20 protein-coding genes are annotated in these 19573 nt (G+C 56.1%); 11 read left to right on the forward strand and 9 right to left on the reverse strand.

All coding sequences use genetic code 11. The features are described from left to right. Positions 1 to 14: 14 nt before the first annotated feature. From BJ885_RS07170 to BJ885_RS07185, 4 genes are all read right to left on the reverse strand, one after another. Positions 15 to 521, reverse strand: coding sequence for a ferritin-like domain-containing protein (locus BJ885_RS07170; RefSeq protein ID WP_024908416.1), 507 nt, complete (start codon positions 519 to 521; stop codon positions 15 to 17). A gap of 24 nt (positions 522 to 545) precedes the next feature. Next, positions 546 to 728 carry a hypothetical protein gene (locus BJ885_RS07175; protein ID WP_121931522.1) on the reverse strand — a complete coding sequence of 61 codons (183 nt, stop codon included), beginning with the start codon at positions 726 to 728 and terminating at the stop codon, positions 546 to 548. Positions 729 to 771: 43 nt separating this feature from the next. Further along, positions 772 to 1266 (reverse strand): ferritin-like domain-containing protein, encoded by a 495-nt coding sequence (locus BJ885_RS07180; protein ID WP_121931523.1) that lies wholly within the window; start codon positions 1264 to 1266, stop codon positions 772 to 774. Between the two features lie 94 nt (positions 1267 to 1360). Beyond that, a complete protein-coding gene (locus BJ885_RS07185) occupies positions 1361 to 1546 on the reverse strand; it encodes a general stress protein (RefSeq protein WP_063142815.1) in 186 nt (61 codons plus the stop codon). 529 nt (positions 1547 to 2075) lie between these two features. On the opposite strand from BJ885_RS07185, the gene BJ885_RS07190 reads away from it, so the two are divergent. Next, complete coding sequence (locus BJ885_RS07190) at positions 2076 to 3419, forward strand: VOC family protein (RefSeq protein ID WP_121931524.1); 1344 nt, start codon at positions 2076 to 2078, stop codon at positions 3417 to 3419. Positions 3420 to 3462: 43 nt separating this feature from the next. Next, on the forward strand, positions 3463 to 4968 hold the full coding sequence (locus BJ885_RS07195; protein WP_121931525.1) for a carboxylesterase/lipase family protein: 1506 nt from the start codon (positions 3463 to 3465) through the stop codon (positions 4966 to 4968). Here BJ885_RS07195 and BJ885_RS07200 read toward each other — a convergent pair. Beyond that, entirely contained in the window at positions 4955 to 5797 is an 843-nt protein-coding gene (locus tag BJ885_RS07200; protein WP_059346716.1) for a LysR family transcriptional regulator, read from the reverse strand. The genes BJ885_RS07195 and BJ885_RS07200 overlap by 14 nt on opposite strands. Positions 5798 to 5911: 114 nt before the next feature. Between BJ885_RS07200 and BJ885_RS07205 the strand changes: the two genes are divergently transcribed. The 4 genes from BJ885_RS07205 to rimL all read left to right on the forward strand — a co-directional run bounded on the left by BJ885_RS07205 (position 5912) and on the right by rimL (position 10357). After that, positions 5912 to 7081, forward strand: a complete 1170-nt coding sequence (locus tag BJ885_RS07205; RefSeq protein ID WP_121931526.1) for a pyridoxal phosphate-dependent aminotransferase — start codon at positions 5912 to 5914, stop codon at positions 7079 to 7081. A 10-nt stretch (positions 7082 to 7091) separates the two neighbouring features. After that, positions 7092 to 7865, forward strand: coding sequence for a transporter substrate-binding domain-containing protein (locus BJ885_RS07210; protein ID WP_025756391.1), 774 nt, complete (start codon positions 7092 to 7094; stop codon positions 7863 to 7865). Positions 7866 to 8107: 242 nt separating this feature from the next. Next, on the forward strand, positions 8108 to 9763 hold the full coding sequence (locus tag BJ885_RS07215) for a glucan biosynthesis protein D (RefSeq protein WP_029739590.1): 1656 nt from the start codon (positions 8108 to 8110) through the stop codon (positions 9761 to 9763). Between the two features lie 45 nt (positions 9764 to 9808). Continuing rightward, complete coding sequence (gene rimL, locus BJ885_RS07220; protein ID WP_121931527.1) at positions 9809 to 10357, forward strand: 50S ribosomal protein L7/L12-serine acetyltransferase; 549 nt, start codon at positions 9809 to 9811, stop codon at positions 10355 to 10357. Here the strand turns inward: rimL and ydcK are convergent. Further along, positions 10352 to 11332 (reverse strand): YdcK family protein, encoded by a 981-nt coding sequence (gene ydcK / locus BJ885_RS07225; RefSeq protein WP_121931528.1) that lies wholly within the window; start codon positions 11330 to 11332, stop codon positions 10352 to 10354. The genes rimL and ydcK overlap by 6 nt on opposite strands. A gap of 132 nt (positions 11333 to 11464) precedes the next feature. Between ydcK and tehB the strand changes: the two genes are divergently transcribed. Further along, on the forward strand, positions 11465 to 12061 hold the full coding sequence (gene tehB, locus BJ885_RS07230) for a tellurite resistance methyltransferase TehB (RefSeq protein WP_121931793.1): 597 nt from the start codon (positions 11465 to 11467) through the stop codon (positions 12059 to 12061). Here the strand turns inward: tehB and pepT are convergent. After that, positions 12058 to 13287, reverse strand: coding sequence for a peptidase T (gene pepT / locus BJ885_RS07235; protein WP_121931529.1), 1230 nt, complete (start codon positions 13285 to 13287; stop codon positions 12058 to 12060). The two genes, tehB and pepT, sit on opposite strands and share 4 nt — an antisense overlap. 111 nt (positions 13288 to 13398) lie before the next feature. Between pepT and BJ885_RS07240 the strand changes: the two genes are divergently transcribed. Beyond that, entirely contained in the window at positions 13399 to 14994 is a 1596-nt protein-coding gene (locus BJ885_RS07240) for an ABC transporter substrate-binding protein (RefSeq protein WP_121931530.1), read from the forward strand. 135 nt (positions 14995 to 15129) lie between these two features. Then, complete coding sequence (locus tag BJ885_RS07245) at positions 15130 to 15804, forward strand: DUF3313 domain-containing protein (RefSeq protein ID WP_033145514.1); 675 nt, start codon at positions 15130 to 15132, stop codon at positions 15802 to 15804. Positions 15805 to 15838: 34 nt separating this feature from the next. Here BJ885_RS07245 and BJ885_RS07250 read toward each other — a convergent pair whose 3' ends face one another. Continuing rightward, entirely contained in the window at positions 15839 to 16735 is an 897-nt protein-coding gene (locus tag BJ885_RS07250) for a DMT family transporter (protein WP_121931531.1), read from the reverse strand. Between the two features lie 174 nt (positions 16736 to 16909). Here BJ885_RS07250 and BJ885_RS07255 point away from each other — a divergent pair, with 174 nt between their 5' ends. Next, on the forward strand, positions 16910 to 17782 hold the full coding sequence (locus tag BJ885_RS07255; RefSeq protein WP_032657103.1) for a helix-turn-helix transcriptional regulator: 873 nt from the start codon (positions 16910 to 16912) through the stop codon (positions 17780 to 17782). Here BJ885_RS07255 and BJ885_RS07260 read toward each other — a convergent pair. Further along, positions 17762 to 18928, reverse strand: coding sequence for a benzoate/H(+) symporter BenE family transporter (locus BJ885_RS07260; RefSeq protein WP_121931532.1), 1167 nt, complete (start codon positions 18926 to 18928; stop codon positions 17762 to 17764). The two genes, BJ885_RS07255 and BJ885_RS07260, sit on opposite strands and share 21 nt — an antisense overlap. 92 nt (positions 18929 to 19020) lie before the next feature. On the opposite strand from BJ885_RS07260, the gene BJ885_RS07265 reads away from it, so the two are divergent. Beyond that, on the forward strand, positions 19021 to 19548 hold the full coding sequence (locus tag BJ885_RS07265; protein WP_121931533.1) for a helix-turn-helix domain-containing protein: 528 nt from the start codon (positions 19021 to 19023) through the stop codon (positions 19546 to 19548). The last annotated feature ends 25 nt before the right edge of the window (positions 19549 to 19573 follow it).

Genomic DNA, 19573 nt, shown 5'->3' on the forward strand with positions numbered 1-19573 from the left:
GCGATTCTCCCGGATTATTTTTTTGCTTCGACGCCCGATGCGTCTGAACGCAGCAGGAACTGTTCCGTGGTCTGCGGAATATGACGAATTAGCCAGTCGGCCATTTCGCGTTCCTCCGCCAGAATCGTCTCGATGGCAGGTACCGAGGCGACGTCGCCTGCTTTCTTAGCCGCCGCGAGCAGCGAGGTATAACAGGCTATTTCAAACTGTTCGAAAACATAGCCGCTGATGGAGCCCTTAACGATTTCATCTGACGGGAACATGCCGCCGATGGATTGCCCCAGCGCCGCCATTTTGCTCATCGAATCTTTTAAAACTGAACGAGAAATATCATTCCGGTCGAGGATTTCTTCCAGCAAGGTAATTTGCCGTTTTGTCTCATTAATATGCTGCTCAATTCTGGCGCGAACATCAGGATAATTATCGATACGGCTGGCCATGGATTCCAGCATAGATTCGGCTTGCTTTTCCATCGCATGGGCATCGCGTAGCCAGTCATGGTAGTGTTCTACGTGATTCATCATTGTATCCTCATTAGGGTTCGCTTATTTGGTCTCACTTTCAGCAGCCTGATCGGCACGCGCGGCACTGTAGCCAGATAAATGGCCGACAATATTGGCGTAAATACTGATGATAATGACCCATAGCACGCTATTCTTCCACCATATTACGGAGGGGATAGCGAGAATGAACCATATTATGGCTGCCGTTAAATGGCACCGTTTAATTGTCCTGGACTGATGCTCATTTTATTTAACCTGTGTTATTGCGTCATTTCTGCGCTTTTTGGTTAATATTTCCAACGGCCAGGTCTGTGAGTTTAAGATCGGTTTCTTTTTCTTCTTCCAGCGTTGCAGCAAGAAGTTTAACGGCTTTTTTATAGCCCAGCTGTTCTGCTAATGTCGTGAGGGTACCGTAGCTGGCAATTTCGTAATGCTCGACTTTTTGCGCGGCGGCAATTAACGCGGCATCACGCACTTCATTTTTTTCCGTGCTTTCAATAACTTCATTAGCTTCTTCAATTAAGCCTTCCATCGCCACGCACTTCATGCGCTTAATTTTGATACCGTCTTCCTGTTCGACGATCTGGTCGATACGTTCGATCTGTCCCTGCGTTTCTTCAAGGTGTGCGGTAAAGGCAGCGCTCAGTTTCTCACTGTAGGCGGCGCGGGAAAGCTTGCTGAGCGCGCGGGTAAGCTGCTTTTCCGCACTGTAGGTATCCGACAGAAGATGAATAAAAACATCCTCGACGCTTTTCATATTCATAATAATTACGCTCCGGTAAAATAAAGAAAGGTTACTGCGAGCTATTCAGCCCGCAGCATGCTCTCAGGTTTTATTAAAAGAGTTTTAAATAAGATCAGGAGTTATCAGATTTACGGCCTCCGCCGTGACTGTTCTGACCTCCTTTCTTACCCGCTTCAGATGCGCGTTGCGGATCGTTTTTAAAATTCCCACCGCTTTGCTGGCCGCCTTTACGTCCAGCTTCTGATGCTTTATCACGGTCTTCAGCGAAATTACCGGAACCACCACGATGCTCTGCCATATTAAACCTCATAGTCATATATTGGTTATGTCAGTACGATACGAAAACATTTCCGTATCACTCGTCGTTCGAGTAATAACTCTAGTCGCTGTGCGGCATCCGTCAAATGCGTTTGGCTATTTGCGGTTGCGTTATTTTTAAATATTTGTAAATTTGCGCTTCGCTTAAAGTGGAAATATGGATAGGCAGGAAGGACTTGTAAACAACCATTCGGATTAATCCTAACTTCGGGCTAAAAATTTGAAAGGTGAGGATAAAAATAATGGCGTACTCATATTAGTTAATTTGCATTCAGGAGAGAGCCAATAAATACTCCTTTATAGCTAGAAAGCGGAACCCTAAATAATTATAAGGAAAATCCTGGATAAAAGCATTCAGGTCGAAAGGGCGGTTCCGTTCGGGTCTGTTCCGGGGCCCGTAGCACACGGTTTTACCACTGTCGTCTTAAGATCACAAATCAGAAATTCTTCCCCCCGGAAGGAACGGGTTTCTCTACACTCCAGGTAATATTCACTGGAGGCATGACATCATGGCGAACACCATCACGGCTGATGACATTCGGGAACACTTTTCGCAGGCTATGTCGGCGATGTACCAGCAGGAAGTTCCGCAGTACGGCACCTTGCTCGAACTGGTTGCGGACGTAAACCTGGCGGTTCTGGAAAACAATCCACTATTACATGAACAACTGGCTAACGCCGATGAGCTTGCGCGCCTTAACGTGGAGCGTCACGGGGCGATCCGCGTCGGCACGGCACAGGAACTTTCAACCCTGCGCCGTATGTTTGCCATTATGGGCATGTACCCGGTCAGCTATTACGATCTCTCTCAGGCGGGGGTGCCCGTCCACTCAACGGCATTTCGTCCGATAGAGGATGCGGCGCTGTGCCGGAATCCGTTTCGTATCTTTACCTCGCTGCTGCGTCTTGAGCTGATTGAAAACGTCGCGCTGCGCGAGCGTGCCGCGGAGATCCTGTCTCACCGCAACATCTTCACGCCGCGCTGCCTGGAACTGATCGACCTTCACGAGTCGGAAGGGCACTTTACTGACGCACAGGCCCACGAGTTTGTGCACGAAGCGTTAGAAACCTTCCGCTGGCACCGTCATGCGACGGTCGATCAGGAGACCTATCTGGCCCTGAGCAATGAGCATCGCCTGATTGCCGACGTGGTCTGCTTCCCGGGCTGCCATATTAACCACCTCACGCCGCGCACGCTGGATATTGACCGGGTACAGGAGCTGATGCCGAAGTACGGTATCGAGCCAAAAATTCTGATCGAAGGGCCGCCGCGTCGCGAAGTGCCCGTCTTATTGCGTCAAACCAGCTTCAAGGCGCTCGAAGAGCCGGTGCTGTTTGCCGGAGAACATCAAGGCACCCACACCGCGCGCTTCGGTGAGATTGAACAGCGCGGCGTGGCGCTGACCCCGAAAGGCCGGGAACTGTACGATAGCCTCCTCGCTCAGGCCGGTACCGGTAAAGATAACCTCACGCACCAGCTGCATCTGCGGGAGATCTTTGGCGCCTTCCCGGACAGCGAAATGCTCATGCGGCGTCAGGAGCTGGCCTATTTTCGCTATCGCCTGACGCCATCAGGGGAAGCCCATCGTCACGCGTTTCGTCCCGGAGACGATCCGCAGCCGCTGATTGAGCGCGGGTGGGTGGTTGCCCAGCCGATCACCTACGAAGATTTCCTCCCGGTCAGCGCCGCGGGGATTTTCCAGTCCAATCTCGGGAACGAAACCCAGGCCCGCAGCCACGGTAACGCCAGCCGCGATGCGTTTGAAGACGCGCTGGGATGCCCGGTATATGACGAGTTTACGCTCTACCAGGAGGCTGAAACGCGCAGCAAACAGCGTTGCGGTTTGCTCTGAAATCGTTACTCTGCTGGGGTGTGATGGAAAAATTAAGGTCGTTATGCAAAATCCTTCCGCCCCTGTGGTTGAAACGCGCCAGGGCGCACTGTCTGGTTTAACCGATGAAAATGTCCACCTCTGGTGCGGTATTCCCTACGCCGCGCCGCCCGTGGGGGAGTGGCGCTGGCGCTCGCCCCGGCCGCCTGAACGCTGGGATGGCCTGCGCGAGGCCACGGCTTTCTCTCCCTCAAGCTGGCAAAGCAGCGAGTATTGTCAGGAGCTAGGCGGCGGCGATCCGGGCCAGTTTTCCGAAGATTGTCTTTACCTTAACGTCTGGTCCCCCGTAGACCGCGCCGAGCCGCTTCCGGTTATGGTCTGGCTGCACGGAGGCGGGTTTACCATTGGTGCCGGGGGTCTGCCGCCGTATAACGGCAAAGCGCTGGCCACGCGCGGCGTGGTTGTCGTGACGATCAACTACCGCCTCGGTCATCTCGGCTTTTTCGCCCATCCCGCGCTGGAAGGCGAGGAAGGGCGCGTAGTGCATAATTTTGCCCTGCTGGATCAGATCGCCGCCCTCGAATGGGTGCGGGAGAACATCGCCGGGTTTGGTGGCGATCCCGACAATGTCACCCTGTTTGGCGAATCCGCCGGTGCGCGCAGCGTGCTCTCTCTGCTGGCCTCGCCGCTGGCGGCAGGATTGTTCCATAAGGCGATAGTGCAAAGCGGATACACCCTGCCGGACACGCCGCGCGAGCAGGCCCTGCAAAAAGGGGAAGCGCTGGCCGCCCATTTCGGCCTGGAAAATGCGACCGCAGGGCAGCTGCGCGCCATTCCGGCCGAGGCGTTCTGGCCGCTCACCGCGCCGCTGAACGTCGCCCCGGCGCCTATCGCTGGAGATTGCGTTCTGCCAGAAGCCATGCTGGACGTCTTTTTCGCCGCCCGTCAGCATCCGGTGCCGGTAATGATTGGCTCCAACAGCGATGAAGCCAGCGTGATGGCGGTGTTTGGCATCGATCTCGCCGGACAAATTCAGAAGCTTCGGCGCGAGCGTCGCTTCGGGCTGGGGCTGATAAAGCTGCTCTATCCGGGCGTGAAGGGCGATGAAGAGCTGGGCAGGCAGGTGTGCCGCGACATGGCGTTTACCACCATGGGCTACGTGGTGATGCAGGCCCAGCAGCGCGTCGGCGGATTGTGCTGGCGTTACTGGTTTGACTATGTCGCAGAGGCGGAACATGCCACGTACATCAACGGTGCCTGGCACGGCAACGAAGTTCCCTACGTCTTCGATACGCTCGGCCAGGTGGAGCCTTCACGTCAGTACGTCAATGAGCGAGATCTGCAGTTTGCTGCCCACGTGGCCGATTACTGGGTGAGCTTTGCGCGTGACGCTGGTCCTAGCGACATTCTGCCCGGGCCGACGCACTGGCCCGCGTGCCGCAAAGGGCGGGACGTTCTGTTACGCATTGGTGTGAATAAACATGCAGCTTTCAGGCTTGAAAACCGCTTTATGCGCGCCCGCATGAGCCTCTTCAAGCGGGTGATGAAGCACCACGTCAGCCTCGATTAAGCAAACAGGCGCGAAACGCCGCGAGACCATTTTCCTCGCCTGGCGTTTCGCGCATCACCAGCCGGTAGCTTGCGCCGGTTTTTATGCTTGTCTCATAGGGCCGTACCAGCCTTCCCGCGTGAACATCTTCTGCCACCAGCGTTTCGTCGGCGATGGCGACCCCCAGCCCCTGAATGGCGGCCGTAATGGCGAGATCCATCGTATCGAAGTGTTGATTTTTGTGCATGACAAAGCCCGGGCCTTCCTGTTTCGTCAGCCACAGCGACCAGTCCGTCTTATCCCTTGTCGGGTGCAGAAACGTCAGCGAACCTAAGGCAGCACCCGCCCGCACCGGGCTTATCACCGGGGTGAGCGCCTCTTCGAACAGCAGATCGCCTGCGCTCATGTGCGTGCCGAACACAATGGCCGCGTCGTAAGATTCGGTTTTGAAATTGACGTTGTGATCGGTGGTGGTGGTCAGCGCGATCTGCAGATCCGGATGCTCGCGCTCCACCTCCAGCAGGCGCGGCACCAGCCAGCGCATGGCGCAGGTGGGGGCCTTCAGACGGATCACCGTGTGCTGGCTGCGGGCCTGGTCGGCCACGGACAGCAGCTGCTCGAAAGCGGACTGCAGCTCCGGAAGCAGGGCGCTGCCCTGCGGCGAGAGGCGTAGCCCGCGCGCGTGGCGCTCAAAAAGTGGAAAGCCAAACCACGCCTCAAGGGAGGCAATCTTACGGCTCACGGCCCCCTGCGTCAGACACAGTTCCGCCGCGGCATGGGTAAGATTGAGGTGACGCGCGGTGACTAAAAATGCGTCGATGGCATTAAGGGGGAGCGAACGGCGCGACATATAAACACCTCAGCTATGCATTTTTCTCATGGCTATTATGACAACAATTCGATTGTCCCGACAGCACAGATGTTGTTTGAATAGTTATGCAATGTCCATGAGAAGGGAAAGAGGATGACTTTACGAACGCCTGTGCAAACGCGCTCCAAACTGCCGGATGTGGGAACCACCATTTTTACCGTTATCGGCCAGCTCTCGGCGCAGCATAACGCGATTAACCTTTCTCAGGGCGCACCGAATTTTTCCTGCGACCCGAAGCTGATTGCGGGCGTCACCCGCGCCATGGAGGCGGGGCATAACCAGTATGCGTCAATGACCGGCCTGCAGCCGCTTAAGGAACGTATTGCCGATAAAATCGCCACGCTCTACGGCACGCAGTATGACCCTGCCAGCGAGGTGCTGGTGACCGCCAGCGCCAGCGAAGGGCTCTATTCGGCAATAAGCGGGCTGGTGCATCCGGGTGATGAAGTGATCTACTTTGAGCCGTCCTTTGACAGCTACGCGCCGATTGTCCGTCTGCAGGGGGCAACGCCGATAGCCATCAAGCTCACCGTGCCGGATTTTGCCGTCAACTGGGATGAGGTTCGCGCCGCGATCACCCCGCGCACGCGCATGATCATCATCAATACGCCGCATAACCCGAGCGGCCAGGTCTTCTCCGCCAATGACCTGGAACAGCTGGCGGCGCTGACGCGCAATACCGACATCATTATTTTGTCTGACGAAGTGTACGAACACGTCGTTTTTGACGATGAGCCGCACCACGGGATGGCCACGCACCCGCAGCTGGCGGAGCGCAGCGTGATTATTTCCTCTTTCGGAAAAACCTATCACGTCACCGGGTGGCGCGTGGGGTACTGTGTTGCACCGGCGGTACTGATGGACGAGATTTGTAAAGTCCATCAATTTTTAATGTTTTCTGCCGATACGCCAATGCAGCACGCGTTTGCTGAACATATGGTCGACCCGCAAACCTGGCTGTCGCTGTCGGCGTTTTACCAGCGCAAGCGCGATCTGCTGCACAGCCTGCTGGCCGATTCACCGTTTACCCTGCTGCCGAGCGCCGGATCGTTCTTCATGCTGGCGGACTACAGCCAGTTCAGCGACGAGCGCGACAGCGAGCTGGTGAAACGGCTGATCGTTGAGTACGGCGTTGCGACCATTCCGCTGTCGGCGTTTTATGCGGACGGTACGGATAATAAATTGATTCGTCTCTCTTTTGCGAAAGATGAGGCGACGTTACGGGCAGGTGCCCAGGCCCTGTGTCGGGTTAAACCACGCTGAGGAGTATTAGATGAAATTACGCGCGTTAGTTGTCGGCATGGGATTGCTGTGTACTTTTTCTTCCTTCGCGGCTACCGAGCTGCGTTACGGTCTGGAAGCGGAATACCCGCCGTTTGAGAGCCGCAATGCGGCGGGCGAACTGGAAGGGTTTGACGTTGAGCTGGGGAATGCCATCTGCAAAGCGGCTGCGCTGAAGTGCAGCTGGGTTGAAACCTCGTTTGATGCGCTGATCCCGGGCCTGGTGGCGAAGAAATTTGACGCCATCAACTCGGCGATGAACATTACCGAGCAGCGCCGCAAGAGCATTGATTTTACCCAGCCGATCTACCGTATTCCGTCGCAGCTGGTCGGCAAGGCCGGTACGGCGGTTGAGGCAACCCCAGAAGGGCTGAAGGGTAAAACCATCGGCGTCCTGCAGGGATCCATTCAGGAAACCTATGCGAAAGAGCACTGGGAAAAGCAGGGTGTCACCGTGGTGTCTTATAAAGATCAGAATATGGCCTGGGGCGATCTGCTGAATGGCCGTATCGACGCCTCGCTGGTCATGTCCGCGGCCGGGCAGGCAGGTTTCCTCAGCAAGCCGCAGGGGAAAGGGTTTGGCTTCATCGGCAAACCGGTGTCTGACGACACTATCCTCGGCAGTGGGATCGGTTTTGGGTTGCGTAAGGGTGATGAGGCCACCAAAAAGCAGCTTGATGCCGCGATTGATAAAGTACGTGCCGACGGCACGATCGCTAAACTCGCTGATAAGTACTTTCCGGGTATCGATGTCAGCGTAAAATAACCGCCTCATTAGCCCCGGCGAACGATGTCGCGCCGGGGCATTTTTCTACACATTTTCCAGGCTTTCTTTACACCACTTTCGGGCCGTTCTGGTCGACAGAAAATATTTCTCACTTTGTTCAGATAATCACCGGCCAACAATTGGATTCTTAACCATTTTTGTTTAGGCTGTGCGTTCTTTCTTGCCGTCATTTCGCCGAGCGCGAAACACATTCACACGACCATAAGGACGTTTTTCCAGGCATGAATCGCAGACGTTTTCTAAAAGGCTCGCTGGCAGTGGCAGCCCTGAGCGGCACATCCGGCCTTGCTTCCCTGTTTTCCAAAGCGGCATACGCTGCAGACTCTGACATTGCTGACGGCCAGAGCCGTCGTTTTGACTTCTCCGTACTGCAATCCATGGCGCATGATCTGGCGAAAACCCCGTGGGGTGGCGCGCCGCGTCCGCTGCCGGAGACGCTGGCAACGATGACGCCGCAGGCGTACAACGCCATCCGCTACGATGAAAAGCAGTCACTGTGGAACAACATTGAAGGGCGTCAGCTGGACGTGCAGTTCTTCCATATGGGGATGGGGTTCCGCCGCCGCGTGCGGATGTTCTCGCTAGACCAGTCTACCTCTATGGCGCGCGAGATCCACTTCCGTCCGGAGCTGTTCAGCTACGGCGAAACGGGTGTGGATACCAAACAGCTGGAAGGGCAAAGCGATCTCGGCTTTGCGGGCTTCCGCGCCTTTAAGGCGCCTGAGCTGGCGCGTCGCGATATCGTCTCCTTCCTGGGCGCGAGCTATTTCCGCGCGGTGGATGACACCTACCAGTACGGCCTTTCCGCGCGCGGTCTGGCGGTAGATACCTTTACCGACACCCCGGAAGAGTTCCCGGACTTTACCTCCTTCTGGTTTGAAACCGTCAAGCCCGGCGACACGACTTTTACCGTCTATACGCTGCTGGACAGCCCGAGCGTTACCGGCGCCTATAAATTCGTGATCCACTGCGAGAAGAGCCAGGTGATTATGGAGGTGGAAAACCATCTCTACGCGCGTAAGGACATCAAGCAGCTCGGCATCGCGCCGATGACCAGCATGTTCAGCTGCGGCAATAACGAACGCCGCATGTGTGACACCATTCACCCGCAAATTCATGACTCCGACCGCCTGGCAATGTGGCGCGGCAACGGGGAGTGGATCTGTCGTCCGCTGAACAACCCGCAGAAGCTGCAGTTCAACGCCTATATGGACAAAAACCCGAAAGGGTTCGGCCTGCTGCAGCTCGATCGCGATTTCTCGCACTATCAGGACGTCATGGGCTGGTATAACAAACGCCCAAGCCTGTGGGTTGAACCGCGTAACGACTGGGGTAAAGGCGCGGTTGGCCTGATGGAGATCCCGACCACCGGTGAAACGCTGGATAACGTGGTCTGCTTCTGGCAGCCGGAAAAAGCGGTGAAGGCGGGCGACGAGCTCGACTTTAAATATCGTCTGTACTGGAGCGCCATGCCGCCGGTGCGTTCTCCGCTGGCCAACGTCTTCGCCACCCGTACCGGCATGGGCGGCTTTCCGGAAGGCTGGGCACCGGGCGAAAATTACCCGAAAGTGTGGGCCCGTCGCTTTGCTATCGACTTCGTCGGTGGCGACCTGAAGGCCGCTGCGCCAAAAGGCATCGAGCCGGTGATTACGCTCTCCAGCGGTGAAGCGAAGCAGGTTGAGATCCTCTACGTTGAGCCGTTTGACGGCTATCGCATCCTGTTTGACTGGTATCCAACCTCGGATTCGACGGAGCCGGTGGATATGCGCCTGTTCCTGCGCTGCCAGGGCGATGCCATCAGTGAAACCTGGCTGTATCAGTATTTCCCACCGGCGCCGGATAAACGTAACTACGTTGACGACCGGATAATGCGTTAACGAACGATTCCCTCTCCCTCCGGGAGAGGGTTAGGGTGAGGGGCAATGACCGCAGCAACATCCGAAATTATCCTGGTATCTGACGCTCTCGAGCTTCGCGCCGTCGAAGAGCGCTACGCCGCCGACCTGCATAATCTTGTCGTCAAAAACAAAACCTTTCTGCAAACCGCCTTTGACTGGGCGCAGCACGTCGGCAGCGAAGAGGATACCCGCCGCAACGTGCAGAGCAACCAGATGCTGCACCAGCGCGGCTACGCCAAAATGTTTTTGATATTTAAGAGTGATGAACTGGTCGGCGTACTGTCGTTCAATACGATTGAACCTGCCAACAAAGCCGGGTACATCGGCTACTGGCTGGATGAAGCCCATCAGGGGCAGGGCATTCTCTCCCGGTCACTGCAGGCGTTTATGCGCTACTACGTCGAACGCGGGGAGATCCGCCGTTTTGTGATCAAATGTCGGGTGGCGAATCAGCACAGCAACGGCGTTGCCGTGCGCAACGGTTTTACGCTGGAAGGGTGCCTGCGGGAAGCGGAATACCTGAATGGCCGCTTTGACGATGTGAACATCTACGGGAAGATCTACGCCCTATAACGCCCCCAGCAGCGGGGTGCGGGTGATGCGCTGGTCGCCGTTGATCACTTTTTCGCCGCGCAGGTGAATGCTCTCCCCGGTAAACGCTTCGATGACCGCATCATCGGTGATTTCAACCCGGTGCTCGATGAGCACATCCCCGCTTATCCGCGCGCGTCCCTGGATCACCACCTTATCGTCCAGCATGATAGGACCGCCGCGCAGCCAGGCCTGACCGCCAATCAGAACGTGGTGCTTGATAACGCAGTTTCCCTCCACCACGGCATTTTCCGCAATCTGAGAGCTGTAGCGCACCGTCGGAATGGCATCCTCGTCAAAACCGGCAATCACGCGGGCGTTACCATAGACCTTTGCGCAGTCGCAGACCCAGACGTTATTTAAGTCGTTACCTTCGAGGATGGCGTTGTCGAATACTTCGGCGCGGTGCTCAACAAAGGCAAAATTCACCATCGCTTCGCCGTAGATTTGCGCCTGGTGCACAATGCGCGACTGGCTGACGGTCGCCTTATCGTAAATTTGCAGGATCTGGTCATGGTCCGGCGTCAGTCCTTTGGCGGCAATGATAACGCTATTGTGCAGAATGCGGGCGTCGCCGTAGAGATGACACTCGCCCCGCACGCAGGATTGCTGAATGGTGACGTTGTCACTTATACGCGCGCCGTGGCTGACCTCTGCCGCGTCCAGCCAGCAGCTGCCGCTGATATGCGCATCGTGGCTAATGATGCAAGGCAGGGTAAGACGCGCGTTGCCGGACACGGTTGCACCGGCGAACACCACGCTGTTTTCGTCGTAGATCCAACATTCGCCGTCCTGGGCGAGTGCACGCTCATCGTCAATCCAGCCGCCTTTGGTACCGACCGTCACGTCGTTAAAATCCACTGTTGCGATAATCTGCCGCAGCGTGACGGAGTGAGTAGTGTCGCCGTTTTTCCATTGCCAGAGGCGTGTTTCGTCGCTAAGGCGATATTTATTCATTTTTAGGTCTCTGATAGGCGTCTTAACTAAACGTAGCAAATTTTTCGGTTTTCGAGCGGCTGGCAACCAGACGGTAAACGCCTTAAAATGGCATTCAGGATGCACTTTCAACTTATGCAGGCTCAGGAAAAAATAATGACCGTCGACGAGAATTACTTCACAGAGAAATATGGCTTAACCCGCACCCATTCAGAGGTGCTGTTCAGTGCGGCAAAGATTAAACCGGGTAAAACGCTGGATCTGGGCTGCGGCAATGGCCGCAACAGCCTTTATCTGGCGGCCAACGGTTACGAGGTGACCGCGTGGGACAAGAACCCGATGAGCATCGAGAATATCGAGCGCATCAAGGCGGAAGAAGGGATCGATAACTTACACACGGCGATTAAAGATCTCAACAACCTGAGTTTTGACGGCGAGTACGATTTCATTCTCTCCACCGTGGTGCTGATGTTCCTGGAGTCAAAAACCATCCCGGGACTTATCGCCAACATGCAGCGCTGCACCAAGCCCGGCGGCTACAACCTGATCGTTGCCGCGATGGACACGGCTGATTACCCGTGCACCGTCGGCTTCCCGTTTGCGTTCAAAAGCGGCGAGCTGAGCAACTACTATGAAGGCTGGGAGTTGCTCAAATACAACGAAGACGTTGGCGAACTGCACCGCACCGATGAAAACGGCAACCGCATCAAGCTGCGCTTTGCCACTATGCTGGCACGCAAGCCCGCTTAACGGGCGGCCAGCAGGCAGATCTGCAGCGCAGTGTTGTAGGACGCCTCGAACGACGACAGCGGCAGGAATTCAAACTTCGAGTGGAAGTTATGCGCGCCGGTGAAGAAGTTCGGCGTGAGCAGCCCTTTTGCCGAGAGCGCCGCGCCGTCGGTACCGCCGCGCATGGGCGTCGGCTTCGGCGTGATGCCGAGCGATTCCATCGCCTCAAACATCAGATCGATGGCGCGCCGGTCCTCACCAATCGCATTGCTGATATTGCTGTAGGTATCTTCAATGCGATAGTCCACCCTGGCCGTTGGATGCTGGGCGGCAATCAGCGCGGCAACGTCGGCAATCTGCTGCTTGCGGGCGGCAAAGCTGTCCTTGTCAAAGTCGCGGATATTGGCCTTAAGAATGGCCTCGTTTTGCCCGGCCTGAATGCCGTTAAACCAGATATAGCCCTCACGTCCCTCGGTGCACTCCGGCGTTTGCTGGCGGTCAAAATGGTTGATGTAGTCAGTCGCCATCAGCAGGGGATTCACCAGCACGCCTTTGGCGGACATCGGGTGCGCCGTTACGCCGGTAAAGCGGATCTCAGCGGCTGCCGCATTAAAGTTCTCGTAGACAATTTCCCCCAGCTCGCAGCAGTCGATGGTCCAGGCGAAGTCGACGTCAAAGCGCTTAAGGTCCAGCGCTTTTGCACCGTTCAGGCCGATCTCTTCGTCAGGCACAAATGCCACGACGATATCCCCGTGCTGATGTTCCGCCGTCAGGTTTTCCAGCACCGTCATGACCACCGTGACCGCCGATTTATTATCGGCGCCTAATACGCTGGTTCCGTCGCTGAAAATAATCTCCTCATTGGGATAAGCCAGAATTTCAGGATGCTCTTTCACCCGCAGCCAGATGTCTTTCTCTTTATTCAGACAGAGATCTTCACCGGTAAAGGTTAATATTTGTGGATGAATATCCGGTGATAATCCCACGTCCACGGTATCAATATGGGTAATAAAGCCGATGCGCGGCGCGCCGGGCACGTTGCCTTTTTTTACCGCCGTTACCGTAGCAAATTCATCAATCACAATGTCGTCTAAACCCAGCTGTGCCAGCTCCTGCGCCAGCTCCCGCGCCATGTCGTGCTGGCCCGGCGATGACGGCAGTGTTTTGACTTTGGGATCGCTCTGGCTGGTGATAGCGAGATAGCGGAAAAAACGGTGCGTTAATTGTCTGGAAAGCGGCGAGCCCATAGTGATTTGTTCCTTATTTATTTTTCAGGTGTTTGCCACATCACTTTAATGTTATTTATGAAATGGCAAAAGAATTAATTAGCCGTCGAATTAAAAAGACAGGAATAGATGATGAAAAGCAAACTCACAACTTTAGCGCTGGCGCTTGCTGCACTCACGGTCAGTTCCACCGTTGCCGCGAAAACGCTGGTGTATTGCTCCGAAGGATCGCCGGAAAACTTTAATCCTCAGCTATACACCTCGGGAACCAGCGTGGACGCCAGCGCCGTGCCGGTCTATAACCGGCTGGTCGATTTCAAACCCGGCACCACGGAGCTGGTGCCGAGCCTGGCGGAGCGCTGGGAGGTGAGCGACGACGGCAAGGTTTATACCTTCCATCTGCGTAAGGGCGTCAAATTCCAGAGCAACAAATCCTTCACGCCGACCCGCGACTTTAACGCCGACGACGTGATTTTCTCGTTTATGCGCCAGAAAGACGTGAATCATCCCTACCACAACGTCTCTAACGGCAGCTATTCCAACTTCGAAAGCCTGGAGTTTGGCAGCCTGATAACCGGCATTGATAAAGTTGATGACCACACCGTGCGCTTTACCCTGGCACACCCGGAAGCGCCGTTTGTCGCCGATCTGGCTTGGTATTTTGCCTCGATCCTGTCCGCGGAGTATGCCGACGCGATGCTCAAAGCGGGAACCCCGGAGAAGGTGGATATGGAGCCTATAGGCACCGGGCCGTTTAAGCTGGCGCAGTATCAGAAGGATTCGCGGATCCTGTTTACGGCGTTTGCCGACTACTGGCAGGGGAAATCGAAGCTGGATCGGCTGGTGTTTAGCATCACGCCGGATGCCTCCGTGCGTTTTGCCAAAATTGAGAAGAACGAATGCCAGGTGATGCCGTTCCCGAACCCGGCGGACCTGCCGCGCATGAAGGCGAACAAAGACATCAACCTGATGAGCAAAGCCGGACTGAATACCGGCTTTCTGGCGTTCAATACCCAAAAGCCGCCGCTGGATAACGTAAAAGTCCGTCAGGCGCTGGCGATGGCCATCAACAAGCCGGCCATTATTGATGCGGTGTTCCACGGCACCGGCACCGCGGCGAAGAACCTGCCGCCGCCGGGCGTCTGGGGCGCAGACAGCGAGCTTAAGGATTACGATTACGATCCTGAAAAGGCGAAAGCGCTGCTGAAAGAGGCCGGTTTTGCCAACGGCGTGAGCGTCGACCTGTGGGCGATGCCGGTGCAGCGTCCGTACAATCCGAATGCGAAACGCATGGCGGAAATGATTCAGGCCGACTGGGCGAAAATCGGCGTACAGACCAAAATCGTCACCTACGAATGGGGCGAATACCTTAAGCGCGTGAAGGGCGGGGAACATCAGGCCGCGCTGATGGGCTGGACGACCGCAACGGGCGATCCCGACAACTTTTTTGGTCCGCTATTTACCTGTACCTCGGCAAACGGTGGCTCAAATTCGGCGAAATGGTGCTACAAGCCCTTCGATAAAATTATTGCGGAAGCAAAATCAACGACCGATCGCGATAAACGCGTGGCGTTGTATAAAGAGGCTCAGCAAATGATGCATGACCAGATGCCCGCGGTGATGATTGCGCATTCAACGATTTTCGAACCGGTGCGCAAGGAGGTGACGGGCTATGAAATTGACCCGTTTGGCAAACATCTGTTCTGGCAACTGGATATAAATCAGTAATTTTTCACTGCCCGGTACGCTTCCGGGCAGTCTTTTCGCAATTTGTGCTCTCCGCATCATTTTTTGTCACAACAAACCCGCCGGTCTTTTGCTATAACTTCAAATGCATACTTGCAGATAACATGGAAAACTATCATGCGTACTCAAACTTTTTTTAAAGTTGCAGTGCTTACTGGTCTGTTGGCGTTGGCGGGCTGTTCTTCAAAAGTCGCGGCTCCCGAACAATATTCTGGCTTTTTAAAAGACTATTCAGGCTTGCAGCAGACGACGTCTGCGACGGGAAAACCAACGCTGCGTTGGGTGGATCCTTCTTATAACGAAGCTAATTACGACAGTATTCTCTGGACGCCGATTACTTATTATCCTGCGCCTAAACCGACCACTCAAATTGGTCAAAAAACGCTTGATGAGCTGTTGAATTACACCAATAACAAAATGAAAACCGCTATTGGTACCCGTAAGCCAGTTGTGACCACGCCGGGTAAACACAGCCTGATTTTCCGCGGTGCAATTACCGGGGTGAGTTCGCAGAAAGAAGGTCTGCAGTTCTATGAAGTGGTGCCGGTCGCGCTGGTGGTAGCAGGTACGCAGATGGCAACCGGGCATCGCACCATGGATACGCATCTCTTCTTTGAAGGCGAACTGATCGATGCGGCCACCAACAAACCGGTCATGAAGGTGGTGCGTAAAGGCGAAGGTAAAGACCTGAACAACGAAAGTACGCCGATGACCTTTGCGACGCTGAAGCAGGTAGTTGATGACATGGCGACGGACGCCACCATGTTTGATGTGAAAAAGACCGCGAAATAAAATAAAAAGGCCTGCGTAATGCAGGCCTTTTTATTTACGCCATTCGTAAGCGTCTGAACCAGGTTTCTGGTTTGGTAAACATCACCATATTTCCCCCCAGAATCAGCACTAATCCCACGATACCGTTGATATGCCAGACGTAGCCTTCATACACCGTGGAGATGGACAGCGCCACCAGCGGGAAGAGCAGCGTACTGTAGGCCGCTTTGCCGGGACCGATACGTCCCACCAGCGTGAAGTAGGCGCCAAAGGCAATCACCGAACCAAACAGCGCCAGATAGAGCAGCGCGCCAATGTAGCTGATGGTCCACTCTGGCGCGAAGCTGTCGCCTCTGAACAGGGCAATGCAGCCCATCACCAGCGTGCCGTAGAGCATAGCCCAGGCGTTGGTGGTCATGGTTTCAAGGCCTCTGCGCTGGTGACGCATGCTGATCATATTGCCCAGCGAGAAGCCGTAGGTGCCGAGCGCGGAAAGACCAATCCCGGTCAGGAGCGACGCGCTCCAGCCGCTGGCCAGCAGATCGTCCCAGAAGAGGGTGACGATCCCAGTCAGGCCCAGTGCTGCCGCCGACCAGAACCGCGCGGGCGGGCGCTGCCCGAAGAAAATAAAGCTGTTAATGGCGTTATAGAGCACGGCCATGGAGAAGATCACCGATTCCAGCCCGGTGTTAATGTGCGAGGCTGCGGCGTAAAAACACCAGAAGTTAAAGCAGAAAACGCAGCATCCCTGGAGCATACAAAAAAGGTGATCCCGTAGCGCCAGCTTGCGCAGACGGCGCAGGGCGATTAACACCACCATCATCGTGAGGCTGGCGACGGCGAAACGCCAGAAAATAGAGACGGGCGCCGCCACGGACCCCTGCTGCAGGAAAATCGCAATCCAGGTGGTTCCCCAGATGACCACCACCAGTCCGTATAATAGTGCGTTCATACTTTTTCTCTTCTCAAACCACGAAAGCCCACAGTATGGCGGCGAGATCGGTCAGGGGCTTTCACCGGCTTGCGGTAGACTTGCAAAATCTTGCGCTTTTTTCTTTCCCGGGGGCTGGCAACGGGAGACAACTCTTCTTAGACTGATATTCCAGTCAATCACACGCTTACGGTCATGTCTCACGCTTACGATACCTTTGAAACGCTTTGCCAACAGAATGCGGTCCTGCGGGAAACCGTCTCGCTGAATTCGGGTATTCAGCTGGCAGCGTGGTACAACAAGCACGATACAATAACGGTAAAAAGTAACCACCATACCCTGAGCCTGTACGTGGCGGACGGCTACGAAAGCTACCAAAAAACGCCGGGCGGCTGGAAGAACGGCGGGGGACCAGACCGTTTCTGCTTGATGCCAAAAGAGAGCGAATCGACGTGGGATATCCGTGATGACCTGTCGTTTGTGCATCTGTACTGCACCGATGAACACCTGCGCGACGTGGGGGAAAAGATCTGGGACAAGCGCCCGCTTTCGCTGACGCTGGACGAGCGCATTTTTGGTAGCGATCCGAAGATCACCGCGCTGTATCGCCAGTTTTTGCTCGGCTGCGACTGGCAGCAGCACGCCAACCAGCTCACTCTGAGCACGGCCTCTACGCTGCTCCTGACCCATCTGCTGCAAAACTACTCTAACGTTCAGTGGAAGCTGCCGGTCGTCACCGGCGGGCTATCGCCATTCGTGCTGCGCAACGTGCTGGCCTTTATTGAAGAGAACCTTGGGCAACCCCTGACGCTGGCTGAACTGGCAGCTCAGGCCGCCCTCAGCGAATACCATTTTGCCCGCATGTTCCGCCAGTCGACGGGGCTGGCGCCGCATCAGTACGTGATGCAGAGGCGAATGGAAAAAGCGAAGGCCCTGGTGCAGAACACGGCGACGCCGCTAACGGATATCGCCCTTGCCTGCGGGTTTAACTCCGCCAGCCACTTCAGCAACCGCTTTCGCAGCGCGACGGGCATGACGCCTTCGCAGCTACGTGCGGCGAGCGCGTGAAAACAGGGCATAGCATACGCCGCCCAGCACCAGCCCCCAGAATGCCGAACCGATGCCGAGGATCGTGACGCCGCTCGCGGTCATCAGGAAAGTGACGATGGCCGCGTCGCGTTCCGCCTCGTGGCTCAGTGCCTGATATAAACTCCCGCTGATGGTGCCCAGCAGCGCCAGACCGGCGAGCGTCTGGATCCAGCTGAGCGGCAGAGCGGCCATCAGTCCGGTAATCGAACCGCCGAAAATCCCCGCCAGCAGATAAAATCCTCCGGCTGCGATGGCCGCCAGCCAGCGTTTACCGGCATCCGGATGCGCATCCGGGCTTTGACAAATGGCGGCAGTAATGGCCGCGATACAGATAGAAAAGACGCCAAAAGGGGAAAACAGCAGCGCCAGCGCACCCGTAACGATGATGAGCGGCGAGACCGCCAGCGGGTAACCGGAGGCTTTCATCGTGGCGAACCCCGGCGCGTTTTGTGAGGCCATAGTCACCAGGAAGAAGGGCACGCCAATACTCACCATGCTGGTGAAGGTGAACGTAGGCGCAATAAACTCGGGCATCACAAGGGAGAGCGTGAGCTTATCCGTGACAACGTCACCGCCCGCCCATGCCACGACACCGCCCACCAGCAGCGTGACCACGATGGCATAGCGCGGCGCCAGCGCTTTAGCCAGCAGCCACGCCGCAATCATGCTGCCGCACAGCAGAAAGTGACCCTCCAGATGCGCAAACGCGTGCAGGCCAAACTGCAGCAACACGCCTGCCAGCATGGCGGCGGCAAGCGAATGGGGGATCAGCCTCATCAGACGGGCGAAGAGCCCGGTAATGCCGCAAAGTAAAATGAGCGCGTTAGCAAAGATGAACACGCCGATCGTTTCCGGCAGCGTCACGCCGTGCAGGCTGGTGGCGAGCAGCGCCGCGCCGGGCGTCGACCAGGCGGTCAGCACCGGCGCTTTGTACCACCAGGAAAGCGCCAGCGTGCTGACACCCATCCCAATCCCCAGCGCGGTCATCCAGCCTGCGATCTGCTGTGCGCTGGCACCTGCCGCAGCGGCGGCCTGCCAGATGATGGCGGCCGAGCTGGCGTAACCGACCAGTACGGCGACAAATCCAGCCAGTGCGACTGGAACAAGGTGAGAGGAAGGGCGCATAAAAACTCCGTTGTGCGTTATAACGTCCGGTATAAGGTAACACTGTGCGCTATAGCGTACAAGTGGTATGCTGATCGCCATCAGGAGGGATCATGGACATCACACTACACCTTGCAACAACGCTGAAAACGCTGCGCCAGGCGCGCGGCTGGAGTTTGTCGAAGCTCGCGGACGAGACCGGCGTGTCAAAAGCGATGCTGGGGCAAATCGAGCGCAACGAATCCAGCCCGACGGTGTCGACGCTGTGGAAAATAGCCACCGGGCTGAACGTGCCGTTTTCCGCGTTCATCACGCCAGAGGCGGACCGGCAGGCGGTGTTTGACCCGCAGCAGCATGCAATGGTGGTCAAACCGCTCTTTCCGTGGGACGAGACGCTTGGGTTTGATTATTTCTCCATTACCCTGGCACCCGGCGCGCTGAGTGAATCCACGCCGCATGAGGCCGGGGTGATTGAACATGTGGTGGTGATCAGCGGCGAGCTGGAGATGAAGCTTGACGGCGAGTGGCAGACGATTTCTGCCGATTCGGGCGTCCGTTTCGCCGGCGATAAACCGCACGCCTACCGCAACAGCAGCGACCGGACGGTGCATTTTCACTCCCTGATTCATTATCCCCGCTGACGCTACGCAAAACTGTTTCGCTGAC

Origin of the sequence: Enterobacter sp. WP_7_1, assembly GCF_003688535.1 — a bacterium.
Taxonomy (GTDB): Bacteria; Pseudomonadota; Gammaproteobacteria; order Enterobacterales; family Enterobacteriaceae; genus Enterobacter; species Enterobacter asburiae.

Coding starts and splice junctions, on each gene's coding strand:
- BJ885_RS07170 (WP_024908416.1), bottom strand. CDS start 521: ATGAATCACGTAGAACACTACCATGACTGGCTACGCGATGCCCATGCG.
- BJ885_RS07180 (WP_121931523.1), bottom strand. CDS start 1,266: ATGAATATGAAAAGCGTCGAGGATGTTTTTATTCATCTTCTGTCGGAT.
- BJ885_RS07185 (WP_063142815.1), bottom strand. CDS start 1,546: ATGGCAGAGCATCGTGGTGGTTCCGGTAATTTCGCTGAAGACCGTGAT.
- BJ885_RS07190 (WP_121931524.1), top strand. CDS start 2,076: ATGGCGAACACCATCACGGCTGATGACATTCGGGAACACTTTTCGCAG.
- BJ885_RS07195 (WP_121931525.1), top strand. CDS start 3,463: ATGCAAAATCCTTCCGCCCCTGTGGTTGAAACGCGCCAGGGCGCACTG.
- BJ885_RS07200 (WP_059346716.1), bottom strand. CDS start 5,797: ATGTCGCGCCGTTCGCTCCCCCTTAATGCCATCGACGCATTTTTAGTC.
- BJ885_RS07205 (WP_121931526.1), top strand. CDS start 5,912: ATGACTTTACGAACGCCTGTGCAAACGCGCTCCAAACTGCCGGATGTG.
- BJ885_RS07210 (WP_025756391.1), top strand. CDS start 7,092: ATGAAATTACGCGCGTTAGTTGTCGGCATGGGATTGCTGTGTACTTTT.
- BJ885_RS07215 (WP_029739590.1), top strand. CDS start 8,108: ATGAATCGCAGACGTTTTCTAAAAGGCTCGCTGGCAGTGGCAGCCCTG.
- rimL (WP_121931527.1), top strand. CDS start 9,809: ATGACCGCAGCAACATCCGAAATTATCCTGGTATCTGACGCTCTCGAG.
- ydcK (WP_121931528.1), bottom strand. CDS start 11,332: ATGAATAAATATCGCCTTAGCGACGAAACACGCCTCTGGCAATGGAAA.
- pepT (WP_121931529.1), bottom strand. CDS start 13,287: ATGGGCTCGCCGCTTTCCAGACAATTAACGCACCGTTTTTTCCGCTAT.
- BJ885_RS07240 (WP_121931530.1), top strand. CDS start 13,399: ATGAAAAGCAAACTCACAACTTTAGCGCTGGCGCTTGCTGCACTCACG.
- BJ885_RS07245 (WP_033145514.1), top strand. CDS start 15,130: ATGCGTACTCAAACTTTTTTTAAAGTTGCAGTGCTTACTGGTCTGTTG.
- BJ885_RS07250 (WP_121931531.1), bottom strand. CDS start 16,735: ATGAACGCACTATTATACGGACTGGTGGTGGTCATCTGGGGAACCACC.
- BJ885_RS07255 (WP_032657103.1), top strand. CDS start 16,910: ATGTCTCACGCTTACGATACCTTTGAAACGCTTTGCCAACAGAATGCG.
- BJ885_RS07260 (WP_121931532.1), bottom strand. CDS start 18,928: ATGCGCCCTTCCTCTCACCTTGTTCCAGTCGCACTGGCTGGATTTGTC.
- BJ885_RS07265 (WP_121931533.1), top strand. CDS start 19,021: ATGGACATCACACTACACCTTGCAACAACGCTGAAAACGCTGCGCCAG.